The 16,649-nt window shown below is 72.0% G+C and carries 13 protein-coding genes; 7 read left to right on the forward strand and 6 right to left on the reverse strand.

What is annotated here, in order from left to right; translation table 11 throughout:
* Nucleotides 1-119 precede the first annotated feature (119 nt).
* The gene (locus ACWD1Z_RS35120) at nucleotides 120-362 is read right to left on the reverse strand and encodes a DUF6411 family protein (protein WP_389419766.1); all 243 of its coding nucleotides are present in this window, start codon (nucleotides 360-362) and stop codon (nucleotides 120-122) included.
* A 147-nt stretch (nucleotides 363-509) separates the two neighbouring features.
* On the opposite strand from ACWD1Z_RS35120, the gene ACWD1Z_RS35125 reads away from it, so the two are divergent.
* Together ACWD1Z_RS35125 and ACWD1Z_RS35130 are read left to right on the forward strand one after the other, a co-directional pair.
* Nucleotides 510-1,808 (forward strand): CehA/McbA family metallohydrolase, encoded by a 1,299-nt coding sequence (locus ACWD1Z_RS35125; RefSeq protein ID WP_451124601.1) that lies wholly within the window; start codon nucleotides 510-512, stop codon nucleotides 1,806-1,808.
* Nucleotides 1,809-1,951: 143 nt separating this feature from the next.
* A complete protein-coding gene (locus tag ACWD1Z_RS35130) occupies nucleotides 1,952-3,178 on the forward strand; it encodes a cytochrome P450 (RefSeq protein WP_451124603.1) in 1,227 nt (408 codons plus the stop codon).
* An 83-nt stretch (nucleotides 3,179-3,261) separates the two neighbouring features.
* Here the strand turns inward: ACWD1Z_RS35130 and ACWD1Z_RS35135 are convergent, their stop codons facing one another.
* The 5 genes from ACWD1Z_RS35135 to ACWD1Z_RS35155 all read right to left on the reverse strand — a co-directional run bounded on the left by ACWD1Z_RS35135 (nucleotide 3,262) and on the right by ACWD1Z_RS35155 (nucleotide 7,734).
* The gene (locus tag ACWD1Z_RS35135) at nucleotides 3,262-4,527 is read right to left on the reverse strand and encodes a cytochrome P450 (protein ID WP_451124605.1); all 1,266 of its coding nucleotides are present in this window, start codon (nucleotides 4,525-4,527) and stop codon (nucleotides 3,262-3,264) included.
* The gene (locus ACWD1Z_RS35140; protein ID WP_389419770.1) at nucleotides 4,524-5,141 is read right to left on the reverse strand and encodes a GTP-binding protein; all 618 of its coding nucleotides are present in this window, start codon (nucleotides 5,139-5,141) and stop codon (nucleotides 4,524-4,526) included. Before ACWD1Z_RS35140 ends, ACWD1Z_RS35135 begins: the two co-directional genes overlap by 4 nt.
* The gene (locus ACWD1Z_RS35145) at nucleotides 5,122-5,478 is read right to left on the reverse strand and encodes a DUF742 domain-containing protein (RefSeq protein WP_389419771.1); all 357 of its coding nucleotides are present in this window, start codon (nucleotides 5,476-5,478) and stop codon (nucleotides 5,122-5,124) included. The genes ACWD1Z_RS35140 and ACWD1Z_RS35145 overlap by 20 nt, the downstream gene beginning before the upstream one ends.
* Nucleotides 5,475-5,894, reverse strand: a complete 420-nt coding sequence (locus tag ACWD1Z_RS35150; RefSeq protein WP_389419839.1) for a roadblock/LC7 domain-containing protein — start codon at nucleotides 5,892-5,894, stop codon at nucleotides 5,475-5,477. Before ACWD1Z_RS35150 ends, ACWD1Z_RS35145 begins: the two co-directional genes overlap by 4 nt.
* Before the next feature lie 121 nt (nucleotides 5,895-6,015).
* Nucleotides 6,016-7,734, reverse strand: coding sequence for a sensor histidine kinase (locus ACWD1Z_RS35155; protein ID WP_451124608.1), 1,719 nt, complete (start codon nucleotides 7,732-7,734; stop codon nucleotides 6,016-6,018).
* 606 nt (nucleotides 7,735-8,340) lie between these two features.
* Between ACWD1Z_RS35155 and ACWD1Z_RS35160 the strand changes: the two genes are divergently transcribed.
* The 5 genes from ACWD1Z_RS35160 (at nucleotide 8,341) to ACWD1Z_RS35180 (ending at nucleotide 16,595) form a co-directional block, all read left to right on the forward strand.
* Nucleotides 8,341-9,189, forward strand: coding sequence for a hypothetical protein (locus tag ACWD1Z_RS35160; RefSeq protein WP_451124610.1), 849 nt, complete (start codon nucleotides 8,341-8,343; stop codon nucleotides 9,187-9,189).
* On the forward strand, nucleotides 9,189-11,369 hold the full coding sequence (locus tag ACWD1Z_RS35165; RefSeq protein ID WP_451124612.1) for a bifunctional serine/threonine-protein kinase/ABC transporter substrate-binding protein: 2,181 nt from the start codon (nucleotides 9,189-9,191) through the stop codon (nucleotides 11,367-11,369). Before ACWD1Z_RS35160 ends, ACWD1Z_RS35165 begins: the two co-directional genes overlap by 1 nt.
* Before the next feature lie 9 nt (nucleotides 11,370-11,378).
* Nucleotides 11,379-13,625: a protein kinase domain-containing protein gene (locus ACWD1Z_RS35170; protein ID WP_451124614.1), complete on the forward strand. Its 2,247-nt coding sequence runs from the start codon at nucleotides 11,379-11,381 to the stop codon at nucleotides 13,623-13,625.
* An 84-nt stretch (nucleotides 13,626-13,709) separates the two neighbouring features.
* Nucleotides 13,710-15,104 carry a glycoside hydrolase family 5 protein gene (locus tag ACWD1Z_RS35175; protein WP_451124616.1) on the forward strand — a complete coding sequence of 465 codons (1,395 nt, stop codon included), beginning with the start codon at nucleotides 13,710-13,712 and terminating at the stop codon, nucleotides 15,102-15,104.
* 189 nt (nucleotides 15,105-15,293) lie between these two features.
* Entirely contained in the window at nucleotides 15,294-16,595 is a 1,302-nt protein-coding gene (locus tag ACWD1Z_RS35180) for a M28 family peptidase (RefSeq protein ID WP_451124618.1), read from the forward strand.
* Nucleotides 16,596-16,649 lie beyond the last annotated feature (54 nt).

Consider the following 16,649-nt stretch of genomic DNA (forward strand, 5'->3'; position numbering starts at 1 on the left):
CGCGGTCGCCCTCACCCCCCCCCCCCGCCCCGCGGCCGCCGCGGTGCCCCGTGTGCCGTCCCCCCCACCTCGACCACCCGCCCCCACGGCCGCCGCAGTCGGCTGCGTGGAGCCCCGGGTCAGAACGGCATGCGGCCACGCGCACGCCGCCCGGCGCCACCGCTGCGGCCCATCGCTCGCGAGCCGGAGCTGAACGGCTTGCTCAGGAGGCGGCCGAGGGGGCCGGGAGCCTTCGAGCCGGCGCGTGAACCGGCTCCGAGGCCGCGCTGGGCGCCGTTCTGGGGGTGACGCGACAGGCGGGGCAGCAGGAAGGCCAGCACGGCCAGGACTGCGCAGGCGGCGATGACGATGCCTATGACCATCTCAGTCTCCTAGTGTCGGTGGCAGTTGGGGCCTTGTGGCTCCCACCTCGACTGCCCCGCCCACCGATGCCCACACCCCGTCGAACGTTCACTTGTCGGTGTGCGCACCGTGTAGCCATGTTCCTGCCAAAGCAGTGAGATGTCCGCATGGGCGACCACAGGCACCACCACGACCACCGTCATGACCCCCACCACGGACAGCACCACGACCGCCCGCAGGGCAGCGGTTACGCCGTCCCCGAGAGCGGCCCCAGCCGGCGCTCGCTGCTCGGCGCCGCGGCCGGCGGCATGCTGTTCATGGCTGCCGCCCCCGGCACCGCGCAAGCCGCCACCACCGGCACCGCGGCGGCGAACGGCGTCGCCGCCCGCGCGGCCGGAGGCGCCTCGCGCACCTCGCTGATCACCTCGGGGACCACACTGGTCCACGCCGACCTGCACAACCACACCACCATGTCGGACGGCGACGGCGACCCCGCCCTGGCGTTCGCCTCGATGCGCAGCGCCGGTCTCGACGTCGCCGCGCTCACCGACCACAGCGGCGTCTTCACCATCGGCGGCCTCAGCTCCTCGGAATGGCGGCGCACCGGCGAACTGGCCAACGCCGCCAACGTGCCCGGCGTCTACACCGCCATCCGCGGCTTCGAATGGACCCACGCGATCCTCGGCCACTCCAACGTGTGGTTCTCCGACAGCTATGTCGACATGTCACTCGCGCCGAGCATGGGCGCGTACTTCAACTGGCTCGACGACAAGGACGCGATAGCCGGCTTCAACCACCCCGGCCGGGAGAGCGGCCGCTTCAACAACTTCGCCTACAACTCCGCCGTGCGGGAGCGCATGGTCAGCCTGGAGATGTTCAACCGGGGTGACGACTACCTCTTCGAGGGCTGGTCCTCGGGCGCGTCCTCCCCGCTCGTCGCCTGCCTGAACGCCGGCTGGCGCACCGGCCTGACCGGTGTCACCGACGAGCACGGCACCGACTGGGGCTTCCCCGAGGGCAAGGGCCGCAGCGGGCTGTGGGTCACCGAGAACACCCGGGCCGGCGTCCTGGCCGCGATGCGCGCACGGCGGTTCTTCGCCACCCGCGTCTCCGGCCTGCGCCTGGACGCCACCGCGAACGGCGTACGGATGGGCGGCGACGTGCCCCTCACCGCCGGGGACGTCACGTTCGCCGTCGACCTCGACCGCGGCGCCGAATGGATCGGCAAGACCCTGAACATCCAGGTGCTGCGCCCCGGCACCAGCGCCCCCACCGTCGTCGACGTCATCCCCACCACCGCCGGCCGGGTCACCGAGTTCACGGTCCCGATGAACTCCGCCGACGGCACCTGGGTCGTCCTGCGCATCTCCGACCCCACCCAGGCCAACGCCTCGCCGGGCCCGGCCGGTCACCCGTGCAACGACTGGGGCGTGGCCTACAGCAGCCCCTGGTGGCTCCAGGGCTGACACGTCAGGGAGCGGGCCTCCGGAGCCCTCGACAGTCCTGGCCGAGTACGCGCGGCCCAAGTTCGGCCAGGACTGGCCTTTTTGAGCCAAGGAAAGATCATTAACCTTGCTCCCGAGCACAAGCACCTACCCCGAGGAGTGCCGTGTCCGCTGCTCCGCAGCTCCCCGACATCCTGTCGCCCGAGTTCGCCGCAGACCCCTACCCGGTCTACGCGGCGATGCGGGCGAACGAGCCTCTGATCTGGCACGAGGCCATGCAGAGTTACATCCTGTCCCGCTACGAGGATGTCGAACGCGTCTTCAAGGACAAGAAGTCCGAATTCACCACCGACAACTACAACTGGCAGCTGGAGCCGGTGCACGGCAAGACGATCCTCCAGCTCAGCGGACGTGAACACGCGGTACGCCGGGCTCTCGTGGCGCCCGCTTTCCGCGGCAGCGACCTTGAGGAGAACTTCCTCCCGGTCATCGAGCGCAACTCGCGTGAGCTCATCGACGCCTTCCGGAGCACCGGCTCCGCGGACATCGTCGGCGATTACGCAACCCGCTTTCCGGTCAATGTCATCGCCGACATGCTGGGTCTGGACAAGGCCGACCACGCCCGCTTCCACGGCTGGTACACCGCGGTCATCGCCTTCCTCGGCAACCTCTCCGGCGACCCCGACGTGGCCGCCGCGGGCGAGCGGACCCGCGTCGAGTTCGCCGAGTACATGATCCCGATCATCCAGGAGCGCCGCGAGAAGCCGGGCGACGACCTGCTGTCGAGGCTGTGCGCCGCCGAGGTCGACGGAGTGCGGATGAGCGACGAGGACATCAAAGCCTTCTGCAGCCTGCTGCTCGCCGCCGGCGGGGAGACCACCGACAAGGCGATCGCCAGCATCCTGGCCAATCTGCTGCTCCACCCCGAGCAGTTGGAGGCGGTCCGGGCCGACCGGAGCCTGATACCGGCCGCCTTCGCCGAGACCCTGCGGTACACCCCGCCGGTCCACATGATCATGCGGCAGTCGGCGACCGAGGTGGAGGTCAGCGGCGGGGTGATTCCGGCCGGAGCGACGGTGACCTGCCTGATCGGTTCCGCGAACCGGGACGAGCGGCGCTACGCCGAACCCGACCGGTTCGACATCTTCCGCGACGACCTCAACACCACGTCCGCGTTCTCCGCCGCCGCCGACCATCTGGCCTTCGCGCTCGGCCGGCACTTCTGCGTCGGCGCGCTGCTGGCCAAGGCCGAGGTGGAGGTGGGGATCAACCAGCTGCTGGACGCCATGCCCGACCTGCGCCTGGCGGACGGCTTCGACCCGGTCGAGCAGGGGGTGTTCACCCGGGGCCCGCAGTCGTTGCCGGTCCGCTTCACCCCGGTCGGCGGCTGAGAAACCCTGATCCGGCCGATCCGCTTCCTTCGCGGGCCCGAGTACCGGGCGCACCCGGGCCCGCCGGCCCGCGAAGGAGGGGATCAGCGTGATGCCGGGGTGAACTGCACCGGCAGTGACGTCAGTCCGCGCATCCAGATCGACGGACGCCAGGTCAGCTCCTCCGGCTCGACGCTGAGGACCAGGTCCGGCAGGTACTCCAGGAGCGTCTCCACCGCCGTACGCGCCATCACGTCGGCGAGCAGCGGGGCCGGGTAGGGGCAGCGGTGTTCACCGTTGCTGAAGGACAGGTGGGCGGAGTTCTCGGCGCCGACGTGTGACTCGGGCCAGATCTGCGGGTCGGTGTTGGCGGCCGCGAGGCCGAGCACCAGGCAGTCGCCCTCGCGGATGAGGCGCCCGCCGAGCTGGGTGTCGCGCACCGCCCACCGGCCGATGAAGTTCTGGGTCGGGGTGTCCAGCCACAGCACCTCGTTGAGCGCGTCGCCGACACTGACCCGGCCACCGGAGACGTTGACCGCGAAGCGCTCGTCGGTCAGCAGCAGACGCAGGGTGTTGCAGATCCAGTTGGCGGTCGGCTGCTGCGCGGCGGCGATGACGGAGATGAGGTCCTGGACGATCTCCTCGTCGGTGAGCCCGGCCGGATCCTGCAGCATCCGCGAGGTGACATCGGGCCCGGGCTGCTCCCGCTTCTCCTTCACCAGCTGCAGAATGCGCGCGCCGACACGGCCGTACGCCGCCACCGGGTCGTCGCCCTCACCGGCGTCGAGCGAGATGCGCAGGTCGTCGACGAGCTGCTCGGTGTCGGCGCTGCCCTGCGCCATGCCGCACATCCACAGCACGGCACGGGCCGGCAGGGCGTGGGCGTAGGCGCTCATCAGCTCCGCCTGACCGCTGCCGGAGAAGGCGGCGATCAGCTGCTCGGCGATCAGCTCGCACTCGCGGGCCAGTTCGAACTGGTCGACGCCCTCCAGCGCCTGCGTGATCACGCCAGCGCGCCGCTGGTGTTCCTCGCCCTCGGTGAACAGCACCGAGGGCTGGTAGCCGACGAAGGGCAGCAGCGGCCAGTCGGCCGGGATGTTCGGCCACTGGTTCCACCGCCGCGAGTCCCGGGCGAACAGCTCGTCGTGGCTGGTCACGAAGGACACCTCGGGATAGCCGAGGACCAGCCAGGCCGGGATGTCGTTGTCGAGCAGCACCGGCGCCACCGCGCCGTGCTCCCGGCGCAGGGAGCGGTACAGCTGCGAGGGCGTCTGCTGGTACTCCAGGCCGCCCAGGAGTACGGCGGAGGAGTGCGCGGGACAGGCCGGGGGCGGGGTGGCCGCGGACGGCGAGCCGGTGGTGTCGCTCACGGTGTCCTCTCCTTGGACAGTGCCAATGCGTACAGGTGGTCCACGAGCGCGATGAGGACCTCCTTGCCCGACGACCTCAGCCGCGCGTCGCAGTCGATCATGGGGATGTGGTCGCCCAGGGCGAGTGCCTGACGTATCTCGTCGAGCGAGAACTGGTGGTCGTCGCCGTCGAAGCGGTTGACGGCCACGACGAACGGCGTGTTGTGGTGCTCGAGACGGTCGATGGCGTACCAGGAGTCCTCCATGCGACGGGTGTCCACGAGGACCACGGCGCCGAGGGTGCCGGAGAAGAGGCGGTCCCACAGGAACCAGAAGCGCTCCTGGCCTGGTGCGCCGAACAGGTAGAGCACCATGCGCTGGTTGAGGCTGATCCGCCCGAAGTCGAAGGCGACGGTCGTCGTGGACTTCTGCTCGACCCCGTCCGTCTCGTCGACTCCCTGACCGGCCTGGGTCATCACCTCTTCGGTGTTGAGCGGCCGGATCTCGCTGACCGAGCGGACCAGCGTGGTCTTGCCGACACCGAACCCGCCGACGACGACGATCTTCAGGCCGGTTTCGGCGGCGTCGGCCAGCGGCGTGCGCTGGGAGGGCAGCTCAGAGGTTACGGAGCCCATGGAGCACCTCCTGGAGCAGATCGGTTTCGGGAAGGCCCGCGACGGACGCCGCCGCGCGGGGGTGACGGGCGCTGATCTTGCCCATGGCGTGCAGGTCCCCCAGGAGGATGCGTACGACGGTGACGGGGAGCTTCAGCTCGGCCGAGACCTCCACCAGGGCCGTGGGGTGGCGGCACAGTTCGAGGATCCGGACGTGCTCCGACTGCATCCCGGCGGCGGGCTCGCTCTCGCTGACGATCAGCGTCACCAGGTCGAAGGCGTCGTCGGCCTCGCTGCGCCCACCCGTGACCATGTACAGGCGGTCCGGATCACCGATGTCCACGGGTTTGCGGATCACGCGGAGGCACCCCGGCCGAGGGGAGCGCGCGGCTCGGCCCGCAGATGGTCGCCGATCTGCTCGACCAGTTCGGTCATCTGCAGTCCGACGACGCCCGGGTCGGCGCTCTCCTGCGCGATGACCGCGAGATGCGCGCCCTCGCCCGCCTCCACGATGAACAGCAGCCCCCCGTGGAATTCGGTCATGGAGTGCCGTACGCCGCCCGACCCGTCGCCGAACTCGACCGAGGCGCCCTGGGACAGGGCCTGGATGCCGGAGCAGATGGCGGCCAGCTGGTCGGCCTGGTCGAGCGTCAGGTGCTCGGTCCAGCACAGCTTCAGCCCGTCCCGCGACAGGACGAGGGCGTGGCGCGTGCCGGGGGTGCGCTCAAGGAGGTTCGTCAGGAGCCAGGTGAGGCTCGTGTCAGTGGTCTCCATACGGGGTGGGGCGAGGCGACCGTGCAGGGTCACCCGACCCGTACCTCCATTCCAACGAGGTGGGGCGATCGGTGCGGTGAGCGGCGGGGTTGCGGCCCGCCGCCGGGGGAGTCCGGGGTTGTCAGTCCTCGGAGGTGTCCTGGTGCGGCGTTTCGCCGCCGGCGGCGCCGGCGCTTCGCCGGCCGCGGTGGAAGGCGCCGAAGCGGCTGCCGGCGTCCCGTGCGGGGCCCTGGTCCTGGCCGGGCTCCGGCGGCGTCGGGGCGGCCGGACGTTTCCGGTCGCGCTCCGCTTGCGCCATGGTGCGGCCGGGGGCCCGGACGGGCAGTCCGCCCGGCGTGGCCGCGCCGCGCTCGCGGGGGGTGGCCGGACGGGGTGCCGGCGCCGCGTCCTCGGTGGCCTGGCGGGTACGGACCGGCAGCGTCTCCGTGGCGGTTGCGGCGGACCCGGCGGTCACCGCCTCGGTGCGCCGGGGGCGTTCGGGGACGACGGGTTCCCGCTGCTGGGCCACGATCTGGGGCGGAAGCAGGACGACGACGCCGGTACCGCCCCGGGAGGAGGGCCGGTAGTTGACGCTCATGCCGTACTTGACGGCGAGCCGGCCCACGACGGCCAGACCCAGCCGGGTGCCCTGCAGCGAGGCCAGGTCGGAGACCTTGCCCGACACGGCCTCCTCCGCCCGCCGCATGGCCGCGTCGGACATCTTCAGGCCGCTGTCCTCGATGGTGACGACGAGTCCGGCGCTGCGCTCTTCCACGTACACGTGGACCTCGTCGATCGGCGGCGAGAAGTTCGCGGCGTTGTCCATGAGTTCGGCCAGCAGGTGCATCACGCCTTCGGCGGCGTAGCCGGAGATCGCGGCCCGGCTGGAGTTGTGCAGCCGCACGCGCCGGTAGGCGGCGATACGGCCGACGGCTCCGCGCAGGATGCTCTCCATGACGATCGGCTTGTTCCAGACGCGGCTGGAGCGGCCGCCCATGAGCAGGGCCAGCCGGTCGGTCATCAGGCCCAGCTGCGAGGTGCTGTGGTCCAGGCGCAGGAGGTCACCGAAGACGGCCTCGCCGTGCCGGTCCTGCATGTCCCGCAGGTCGGCGAGCATGCTGACGGTCTTGGCCTGCACCCGGCTGAGCGCCTTGGCGGAGGCGGCCTGGGCCGCGGCGGAGCGGCGCTCGCTGTAGGCGAGTTCGCGCACGAACCATTCGGCGGGGTCGCGCAGCAGCGCGTTCTCGGGCCAGTCGAACTTGGTGAGGACGGTGTCGGCCGAACTGCCCTGCCGCAGCAGGGCGACGGCGGAGGGCAGGATGTCCCCGGTCAGCCGCCTCAGCTCCGCCGAGCCCTGGGCGAGGTTGCCCCGTACGGCCTGGAGTTCGGACTCCGCCTGGGCGGCACGCCGCACCGATCCGGCCAGCTCGGCCGCGAAGACCTCCAGCACCTGGCGCAGGTGCGGGTCCGACGGCGGCGCGATCCGGGACAGCGCCTCCTCGGCCCGCGCACCGCCCTTGACCTGCTGGATGATGCCCGGCAGGGCGACGTTGACCAGCTGGGAGGTCTCGGCGCTCTGCTGCCGCCAGTTGTTCCTGGTCGCCTCCAGCTCCCCGCCCCGCGCCTCGGCCTCCTTGCGGACGCCGCGCAGCAGGGAGCGGGTGATGACGCAGAGGGCCGCGACACAGACCCAGCCGGCCGCCGCGGTGCCGGTCACCCAGCCGCGGGCGTCGGCCGGGGCCAGGACGGCAGCGGCCACCGCACCCGCGGCAGTGACGAGGAGCGCGGCGGGGAGTACGGCCGGCGAGGACCGCGCCCCTTGAGCGCTTCGGCGCTGGCGGGGGCGAGCAGGCACTGACATTCCGTGGTCCCTCGGTCCTTGTGAACAGCAGCTGTGACGACGTACGGGTGGCGGTCGGCGATCCGTGGTGGTGGCGCGAGGCATCACCCGTACGGATCAAGCACGTTGCTCATGCTAGCCACCGCGTGGGGTGCTGAAGTACGGCCAATGATCCCTGCCCGCCCGCCTGTTCAGTTCGTCGGGAAAGGATCACCGGGCCGGGGGCGTGTGATAGAGGCGTGCCGCGTGTTTCTCACGTGGTTCGGCGGGAGGAAGGGCCTGGGCCGATCGTCCGATGACCGCTTTGTCGTACGGAGCATTCCGGTCGGTGCCCAGTGAGCGAACATTTTCGGCCAACTCCTGCGCACATTCCTGAGCACAGATGCTCGTGAACCGCATAGTTCTGGCGAAACGGCCATCCGAAGTTCCGCGGACGCCAAGACGGCCGGGACGCCAAGTTTGCGTGACCCGGTGACACGGGCGTGCGACCACCGGGCATGCTGGGGGCGCAGTCGCATGCTGCCGGCGGCCAGGCCGGCCATGCAGGGGGACGGGAATCGGGAATCGCGGGGGGCCGCACGGATGAGGCATGCGTCGAGAAGACTTCGGTGCGCGGTGGGGGCCGCGGTGTCGGCCGTCGTGCTGACATCGGGCTGCACGGGGGAGAAGACCGCCGGGGATCCCGACGGCGGGGCATCCGGGAATCCCACCGCCACCCGGCAAAGCGCAGGCGAGGACGACCCGGCGCCTGCTCCGGCGCCGACGGTGGAGGCCGATCCGGCCAGGATCCCGCGTACCGAGGAAGCGGCCGGGAAGCTGATCCGCGAGCTGATCGCCGGTCCCGAACTGTTCAGCACCGAGACGCGACGCGACTCGCCCTACGAGAGCGATCCGGCCACCTGGTCGGTGCTCGACGGCGACTGCGTCTGGCGGCGCGAGCCGCTGCCCGACGGCGTACTGGCCACCCTCACCCGGCACTTCGTCCGTCCCGCCGATCAGAGCAGGGGCCCGGTGCGCATGTCGGTGACCGTCACCGTGCACCCGAAGACCGCTGACGCGGCATGGGAGCAGGCCGGAATGCTGGAGGAGGCACTGAGCTGCACCGAACAGACCCTCAGCGAAGGCAGGAAGCTGACCGGTCTGATCTCCAACGCCTCCGTGTGGGGCGAGGCGGGCAACAACTACGCCGAGGACTCCCTCTTCGAGATGGGCAGTTGCTCCAGCCCCACCGACGGCGGGCCCTACCCCTACCAGTACCAGCAGGCCACCTTCGGGCCGGTCGTGGTGTCGATGTCGGCCTGCGCGGGCAAGGGCTGGGACGCCCGGGAGCTCCTTCAGGAGGTGAACGGCCCGGTGCCGCGGATGCTGTTGCGGGCGGAGGCGAAGATCGGACGGCCCGTCGACGGGACGGGCTCGAAAGCCGATCCGGCCGCGCACACCGTCCCGGGAACCGCTGCCGCGACGGAGGGCATGTGATGGAGCGACTGCTGCCCTCGGACCCCTCCCACCTGGGCGGAAACCGGCTGCTCGGACGGCTGGGAGCGGGCGGGATGGGCGTGGTGTACCTGGCCCGCACGCCGGCCGGAGAGCTGGCCGCGCTGAAGGTGATCCAGCCGGAGTACGCCGAACAGCCCGAGTTCCGCGCCCGGTTCGCGCGCGAGGTGGCAGCCGCCCGGGGCGTTGCGGGCCCCTGGGTGGCCCGGGTCCTCGCCGCCGATCCGGACGCCCCCGCACCGTGGCTGGCCTCGGCCTTCGTCCCCGGACCCTCGCTCGCCGAAGCGGTGGCCACCTGCGGCGCGCTGCCCCCGGACGCGGTGCGGATCCTGGGCGCCGTACTGGCCCGGGCACTGCACGCCGTGCACAGCGCCGGCCTGGTGCACCGGGACGTCAAACCCGGCAACGTCCTGCTCGCCCTGGACGGCCCGCGCCTGATCGACTTCGGCATCGCACGGGCCCTGGACGAGCAGACCGCGCTGACCGCGACCGGCCTGATCGTCGGCTCCCCGGGCTTCCTCTCGCCCGAGCAGGCGCGCGGACAGCTGATCACTCCCGCGAGCGACGTCTTCTCCCTCGGCTGCGTCCTGGCCTACGCCGCCACCGGACGCCCGCCGTTCGGCCTGGGCGACAGCGGCGCCCTGCTCTACCGGGCCGTCCACTACGCCCCCGACCTCCACGGCATCGCCGACGAACCGCTGCGCGCCTTCCTGGAGAGCTGCCTGGCCAAGGACCCCACCGTCCGGCCCTCGGCCGCCCAGGCCGACGCCGCGCTCGCCCCCGGCGCGGTGGGCTCCGACATCCACTGGCTGCCGGACGCCGTCGTCCGCATGATCGCCGACCGTGCCGCCGCCCTGCTGGCACTGCCGGGAGTACAGGCCACCATGGCCGACACCCCCCACGCGGCCACCATGGCCCACACCCCCCACGCGGCCACCACGGCCATGCCCTCCCCGCCCGGCCGCCGACGGGTGCTGTCCCTGGCCGCCGGCGGCGCTCTGCTAGCGGCGGGCGCAGGTGCGGGCGCATGGGCACTCCTGGGCGACGACACCTCGGCCACGGGACGGCTGACAGCGAAACGGCAGTGGCTGCTCGGCATCCAGGCCGATCTCTCGGGTCCGGCGCGGACGACGGGACGCGAGCAGGAGCGGGCGGCCCGGCTGGCGGTGGCCGAGCACAACGCCCGCGAGGACAAGCCGTTCGAGCTGGCCCTGCGGGTCGAGGACGACGGCGGCAACCTGAAGCGGGCCCGCGCCGCGGCGCGACGGCTGTCCGGAGACCGGGACATGCTGGCCGTGTTCGGCCCGACCGGCGCGCCCACGGCACCCGTGGTGGACCTCTACGAGAGCGCCGGACTACCGCTGCTGGCCGTGTCCGAACTGTCCATCGGCGCCATGTCGACAGCGCTCATGCGCACCCCCCAGCACTACTTCAGGGCCGCGCCCCTCAACAGCTACACCGCGTTCGGCGTGGTGCTGGCCCTGGTGCGCCAGCGGGCCGGTCACCTGGGCATGGTCATCGACCGGGCGGGCCGGATCAGCGGCTGGGAACCGGCCCAGATGATGCACCAACCCGCGGGCATCGCCGAACTGCGTGTCACCCACCGCGTGGTCCCCGCCTCGATCGCCGACGGCACACGGGTCGTCCGCGACCTGCTCGCCCGTGGCGCCGACAGCGTCTACTACTCGGGAACCCCGGAACGGGCCGCCGAGGTCGCCAAGCTCCTGCGCGCCCGGCGCTTCACCGGACCGCGCTTCCTGGACCCCTGTTCAGCGGGCGAGGCGTTCCTCGCGGCGGCGGGCGACGCGGCGGAGGGCTGGCAGGCGGTGCTGTCCTGCTCCGATCCGGCCGCCCCCGCAGGCCGTACCTTCGCCGCCGCCTACCAGCGCCGCTACCAGGACCGTCCGGGCCCCTGGGCGGTGGAGACGTACGACGCCGTCCGGCTCGTCATCGACCGGCTCACCGCGCTCGCCGGAACCGGCGCCCGGCGCCCCTCCCGGGACGACCTCACCGACGCCCTGGGCAAGGCGCGGTACCAAGGCATCGCCGGAACCTACTCCTTCAACGAGCGCCGCTGGCTCAACGCCGAGAACGTCTACCTCTACCGCGTGCGCGACGGCCGCTTCCGGTACACCGAGCCGCTCACGGTCCAGGGAGTCTGAGGCCCCGACATGCAGGCGCTACGGACCGACGACCCCGTCGAGATCGGCGGTCACACGCTGCTGGCCCGCCTCGGCGCGGGCGGCATGGGGATCGTGTACCTGGCCCGCACCGGCACCGGTGAACTGGTCGCCCTGAAGGTCATTCGCGCGGAACACGCCGCCGACCCCGCCTTCCGGGCCCGGTTCCGCCGGGAGGCCGCCCTCGCCGGACAGCTCACCGGCCGCTGGACCGTGCCCGTGCGGGCGGCCGACGCCGAGGCCAGGGAACCCTGGCTGACCACCGACTTCGTGGCGGGCCCGGCGCTCGCGGAGGCGGTGACCCTGTGCGGGCCGCTGCCCCCGGCGTCGGCGCTCACCCTCGGCGCGCGCCTCGCCGAGGCCCTCGCCGAGGTGCACGCGACGGGCCTGGTCCACCGGGACGTGAAGCCGGGCAACCTGCTGCTGACGCGGGACGGCCCGCGACTGATCGACTTCGGCATCGCGCGGGGCGCCGGAGCGACCGCTCTCACCTCGGCCGACACCATCGTCGGCACGCCGGGCTACCTCTCACCGGAACAGACCCGGCAGTACGGCGACCAGGTCGGCCCGCCGAGCGACGTGTTCTCCCTCGGCTGCGTGCTGGCCTACGCCACGTCCGGCCGCCCGCCCTTCGGCGCGGGCGACGCCCTCGCGGTCCTGTACCGCACGGTGCACGAGGAACCCGACCTCGACGGACTGCGCCAACTGCCGCCGCCCGCACGGGACATGATCACGCGCTGCCTGTCGCGCGACGCCGCGAACCGCCCCACCGCCGGCGAGGTCGCGGCGGCGCTGTCGGCGGTACGCCCCACGCCCGACCCACGCCGGCTGCGGACCTGGGGGATACCGGCGGACTCGACACCGGCGGCTGAGGGGTCTTCCGACTGGCTCCCGCCCGCAGTGCTACGACTGATCGCCGACCGCTCCGCGCGCGCCCTCGACCCACCGCCACGCGCCACGCGGGCGACGGCACCCACGGCACCCGGCCCCTCCGTCACCCTGCCCGCCGAACCCGCCGCCCGCCCCACCACCTCACGCCGCAAGCTCCTGCTGGCCGGCAGCGCGGGCGCCACCCTGCTCGCGGTGTCGGGCACGGCCGCCGCCGTGTTCCTCGACCGCCGCTCGCCGGCCGAGCCGGACACCCGCCCCCTGTACACCCTGGGCCTGCACGCCGATATGACGGGCCCCGGCAAAGCGACCGGCGAGGCGACCTGCCGGGGCGCCCTGCTCGCCGTAGAGGCGCACAACGCCCGTCCCGACGCCCCGTTCCGGCTCGCCCTGCGCACCGTCGACGACCGCGGCAGCGCGAGCCGGGCGAGGACCGTCGCACAAGGGCTGCTGTCCGGCTCGTCCCCGGTCGCCGCGGTGATCGGCCCCATGTCCGAGGCGACGCTGACCGCCGCCGAACCGGTCTATACGGCGGCCGGGACGGCGATGGTGCTCGTGTCCTGCGACGGCGGCGCCCTGTCACCGCTGGTCAAACCCACCCTGTGCGTGACCCGGGCGACCCAGGCGATGCAGACGCTCCCGGTGCTCCACTACCTGACCAGGGTCCGCTCGGTGAGCCGGGTCGCCGTGGTCCGGGATCTCGCCGGCGGTACGGTCTCCGAGGGCCTGGCCAGAGATCTGGTGGAGGCACCGCCCTCCGAGGGAACGACCACGGTGCACACCCTGGCCGCAGGTCAGGACGATGTCACGGCCCCGGTCGCCGCCGCGCTGGCCACAAGCCCCGGGGGAGTGGTCTACGCCGGCACCTCGCCCCTGCGCGCCGCCCAGGTGGCCCGGCACCTGGCCGAGGCCCGCTTCGAGGGCGCCAAGGCCACCGTCGAGCAGGTCATGGACCCGGCGTTCCTGCGGGAGGCGAAGGAGGCCGCCGAGGGCTGGGCCTTCGGCTCCGCCCGTACGGCCACGACCGCGGCGACCTCCGGACCGGCCGCCCGGTTCGCCGCCGCCCACCGCGAACGCTGGGACGCGCAGCCGGCCCCCTGGGCGGCCGAGGCGTACGACGCCGTGGGACTGACCGCCCACACCCTCACCGGGCTGCTCGGCGAAGGCACCGTGGGCCGCGGCGCCCTCGCCGCCGCGCTGTTCCGCCAGCGCTACAAGGGCGTAGCGAAAACGATCAGCTTCGACCCGAGAACCCGTCTCCTCGACATGGACAACACCAGCTTCCTCTACGAAGTCCGCGACGGCGCCTTCAAGTTCCTCGGGCGGTACGGACAGGTGCGCAAGGAGTAAGGGCAACCGCGCTCTTGATGGGCCGTCAGTTCTGGTGATGAGATCTCCGGCACCAGACGATCCGACTCCGCCGGAGGTCCGCCTGTGTACCGACGTCTGTTCGCCGCACTCGTCTGCTGTGCCCTGCTCGGCGCCGGGACCGCCGCCCAGGCGCACCCCTCGGCCCGTGCCGTCGAGACCGTGGACATCCCCCGGATCGCCGACGACCGCGGCCGAGTACTGACCCTGCGCGGCTGGAACGTCGAGGACAAGACGCACCGCGGCGAGCAGGCCCTCTCCGCGATCACCGAGCGCCACTTCAGGGACCTGCACCGCAACGGCTTCAACTTCGCCCGCCTGCTGGTGTTCTGGGACGACCTGGAGCCCGAGCCCGGCAGGTACAGCAGGGACTACCTGCGCCGGATCGAACGCGTTCTGGACTGGGCGCACAAGTACCGGATACAGGTGCTGATCGACGCCCACCAGGACGTGTTCGGGCCTGCCTTCGGCCACCGCGGCATCCCCGCCTGGGCGACCAGGACGGACGGGCTGCCGTTCACCCCGCACCCCGAGGACTGGTTCTCCGAGTACTTCGAGCCTGCCGTGCAGCGGGCGTTCACACACCTCTACGAGGACGCCGACCTGCGGCGCGCGCAGGCCGGCATGTGGCGCGTCCTGGCCGGGCGGTTCGCCCACCACCCGGCCGTACTCGGCTACGACCTGATCAACGAGCCCATGGGCGAACTACGCCCGGACGAGGACCTGTTGACCGCGGCCGCCCGGATCGAGTCCGAGCAGATCACCCCCATGTACCACCGCCTCGCCGAGGCGATCCGCTCCGTCGACCAGGACTCCTGGATCTTCTTCGAGCCCACCCCGATCGTGGGGGAGGGTGTCCCGACCGCGCTCGGCCGCATCGACGACCCGAAGGCGGTGTACGCCCCGCACTTCTACAACACCGCGATGGAGGCAGGCGCCGACTATGACCCGGCGGCGGGCTGGATCGAGGACTACGAGGCGGCCGTCACCGTCTACCCCCGGCAGTACCGCGTGCCCGTGGTCGTGGGGGAGTGGGGCCCGCTGAACAACGGGCTGCCCCGCATGGGCCGCTTCTACCGCGACGCGCTCGTCTCCCTGGGCCGCTACACCTCCGGCTGGGCGGGCTACGTGTGGTGCTACGGCGGCGGCTACTGCGCCCTGGACGCCGCGGGCGCACTGCGGCCCAACAAGGACCTGACCGCCGCACCCTACGCCGCCGCTGTCGCCGGCACGGTCACCGCCGAGAGCCACACCCCCGAGACCGGCGCGTACCGCCTCCGCTACCGCGCCGGCCACGGCGTCACCGAGATCCGCGTACCGGCCCGCCCCGGCGGCTGGCGCGTCTCCGTCACCGGGGCCGCGGCCACGCCCACCCCCGTCCTGGCGGCCGACCGCTCGGCCACCGCCCGCGTCCACGCCCGCCCGGACGCCGAGGTGACGGTGGCGGTCACACCACGCTGACGACGAGGGGCGACAACAGGACAACCGCGCAAGGCCCTTGACGCTGAGTCAGCGGTCACCCAACATTCAATTCGCATCGCCGCACCAGGCACAGGCATCACACAGCTCCAGCGTCCCGCGACACCAATGCGGCGGGACGTTTCGCACGTTCCGCAACCCATCCTCAGTTCGGAATCACGGAGCCCCCACATGAACCTCTCCGCTCGTCAGCGTGCCCTCGCAGTGGCCGGTATCGCCCTCACCGGGCTGCTCGCCGGAGCCGTCCCGGCAGCCACCGCCCAAGAGGACGCCGCCGCGCCCGACATCCCGATCGCCAACGTCAAGCAGCACCTCGCGGACCTCCAGTCGATCGCCACGGCCAACGGAGGCAACCGCGCCCACGGCCGGGCCGGCTACAAGGCGTCGATCGACTTCGTGAAGGCGAAACTGGACGCCGCCGGATACACCACGAGAATCCAGCAGTTCACCTCGAACGGCGCCACCGGCTACAACCTGATCGCCGACTGGCCGGGCGGCGACGCGAACCAGGTCGTCATGGCCGGCTCGCACCTCGACTCGGTGGCCTCCGGCCCCGGCATCAACGACAACGGCTCGGGCTCGGCGGCGATCCTGGAGACCGCACTGGCCGTCGCACGGTCCGGATACCAGCCCTCCAAGCACCTCCGGTTCGCCTGGTGGGGCGCCGAGGAACTCGGACTCGTCGGCTCGAAGTACTACGTCAACAACCTGCCGTCCACCGACCGCGCGAAGATCAGCGGCTACCTGAACTTCGACATGATCGGCTCACCCAACCCGGGCTACTTCGTCTACGACGACGACCCGGCGATCGAGAAGACCTTCAAGGACTACTTCACCGGCATCGGTGTCCCCACCGAGATCGAGACCGAGGGCGACGGCCGCTCCGACCACGCCTCGTTCAAGAACGTGGGCATACCCGTCGGCGGGCTGTTCACCGGGGCCAGCCGTACCAAGACCTCCGCGCAGGTGCAGAAGTGGGGCGGCACCGCCACCGCCTTCGACCGCTGCTACCACTCGTCGTGCGACACGACCGCCAACATCAACGACACGGCCCTGAACCGCAACAGCGACGCCATCGCCCACGCCGTCTGGAGCCTGTCGTCCGGCACGACGACCCCTCCGGGCACGGTCTTCGAGAACACCTCCGACGTGTCCGTCCCGGACAACGGCGCCGCGGTGACCTCGTCCGTCAACGTCACCGGCATCCCGGGCAACGCACCCAGCAACCTCGCCGTCGGCGTGGACATCGTCCACACCTATCGCGGCGACCTCGTCGTGGACCTCGTCGCGCCCGACGGCACGGTCTACAACCTGAAGCCGTTCTCCTCCTCCGACTCCGCCGACAACGTCCGGACCACCTACACCGTCAACGCCTCGGCAGAGGTCGCCAACGGCTCCTGGAGCCTGCGCGTCCAGGACCGGGCCACCTACGACACCGGCTACATCTCAGGCTTCAAGCTGACCTTCGCCTGACCATCGCAGCGCTGATCCGGGGGCGGTCGTGCGGAGGCCCAAGGCCCTCCGCAC

The organism is Streptomyces sp. NPDC002784 (assembly GCF_053592135.1).